At 71.0% G+C, this 1,936-nt stretch carries 2 protein-coding genes; both read right to left on the bottom strand.

Annotated features, from left to right (window positions below):
• A partial coding sequence (locus FV228_RS28235; protein ID WP_147857516.1) for a DUF2254 family protein occupies positions 1 to 803 on the bottom strand: 803 nt, incomplete at its 3' end.
• A gap of 448 nt (positions 804 to 1,251) precedes the next feature.
• Positions 1,252 to 1,936: helix-turn-helix domain-containing protein (locus FV228_RS28230; RefSeq protein ID WP_246694060.1), on the bottom strand; the 685-nt coding region annotated here is incomplete at its 5' end.

The raw sequence follows: 1,936 nt of genomic DNA, 5'->3' as shown, positions 1-1,936 counted from the left end.
GCGCCGGGCCGGCCGCGCAGCCGGAACAGCGGATCGTGCAGAGCCCGGTAGGTCCCGACCGCGATCTCGAACTCGATCTCCGCGGCCCCGCCCGCATGCCGGTCCAGGGCCGCCTGGATCCGGTCGAGGTCGAAGCCGACGACGTAGCCGCACTCGCGGGAGCGGATCACGGCGACGACCGGCCAGTCGCCCCGGGCGGTCCTGCGGGTCGCGGCGAGCCGGCGCAGATCGGTCGCGCGGGCCTCCAGCACGCGGCCGTGGATGAACTGGATGATCTGGGCGGGCCGCATCTGGTCGATCGTGTTGTAGATCATCACGATGATCAGGCAGAGCGCAGAAGTGGTCAGCACCAGGGCCAGGGATGTGCCGAACACCGGCCGGTGAAAGCCGGTATTGGTCACGAGTGTCATCAGGACGAAGACCGACAGGCCGACGAAATACCCGAAGTAGAACTGGTTGGTGCGCCGGGCCATGAACTGGTCGGTCACCTGGGCGGTGAGCGCGGCCGCGCCCTGCTGCACGGCGATGAGCAGGAGGGAGAAGGTGATCGACGTCACCGTGATGATGCTCGACGCCACGGTGGTCAGCAGGCTGCCCAGGGCGGCGCTGTCGCCCAACAGGTCGCCGAGCCACCGGAAACCGGCCGGCGCCTGCCCGGCGGACCACGACCGGTCGGCGAGATAGATCAGGGCGTTCAATCCCACGAAGCCGAGCACGGTGGCCAGCGGCAGGGCGAGGAATTGCCGGAACGACCGCTTCACGGCGTTGAGGAACCGGTTCGGCAGCGACGTGATGGTGGCCATGCTCGACGTTCGCTGTCGCGCGGCGTGCGCTCGGGATGCGGTATGGCACGGATACGGGGGACCGTCCGCCCTCGGGGTGATGCGGATCGGACGACTTGCGCAACGTCCGCGCTTCACCGTGGGGGGGGGGGCGGCCCTCGGCCACGCCTGCCGCCCACCCGCTGTCGGGCTACGATAGGCCCGCCCCCTGCCGGCCCCGATCTTCACACATCGCCCGGTGGATGTGGACCGACGCTAACCCCAAGCGCGTCTCCCTCCCCCCTCTGCGGGGGAGGGTGGGCACGTGATGGCCTCGGACAGACTGCTCATGCGGTCGAGAACCATCCGACTGCAACGTGTGAATCCGCAAGCCCACAAGGGGGAGGGGAAAAGGCCGTAAGCGTCGGCGCTTACGGCCAGGCCCGCTGGACGCAGCCGGCAGCCGCGCCTTCCCCAACCTCAAAAAGAATCACCCGTCATCGGCCGGTGAGTCGAGGTCGCCGACGCCGTAGCGGCGCATCTTGGCGTAGAGGCCCTGGCGGCTGAGGCCGAGCATCTCGGCCGCGGAGGCGCGGTTGTCCCGGGTGATCCGCAGGGCCGCCTCGATGCACAGCTTCTCGATCAGGTCGGTAGTCTCGCGGACCAGGGTCTTCATCGAGACCCGGCCGACCAGCTCGGCCATCTGCTCCACCGAGCGCGGCACGTCGCGGCTGCCGGCGAGCCGCCCCTCCGGGATCCGCCGCGGGGCGGAGCGGATCGCGAAGCCGAGGCACGGGCGGGACCCGGGCACCGAGACGGCGGCGACCTCGACATCCTCGACGCCGCCATAGGTGCCGCGGATCACGGTGGCGAAGCGGCGCACGGAACCGTGGTCCACGAGGCTGGCGAACAGGGCCTGCGCCTCGGTATCCTCGCGGCCGAGCCACTGGTCGAGGGTGCGGCCCCGGGCCTGGCTCTCGGTGGCGAGCTGCGCCAGCTCCAGGAAGGCGGCGTTGGCCATCAGGACCCGGCGGGCCGGATCGGTGACCACGAAGCCCTCGGGCATCGCCTCGATCACCGCGCGGGTCGGCGCCTCCTGGTCGGAGCCGGCCTCGGCGGCGGCCGAATCGGCCACGATCCGCATCAGCGCGCTCGGGCCGCCCTCGCCGCGGAAC

It is taken from the genome of Methylobacterium sp. WL18 (assembly GCF_008040015.1).
Lineage (GTDB): Bacteria > Pseudomonadota > Alphaproteobacteria > Rhizobiales > Beijerinckiaceae > Methylobacterium > Methylobacterium mesophilicum.
Note: the sequence above shows the minus strand (reverse complement) of the source record. Positions and strands in the feature narration are given on the sequence as shown.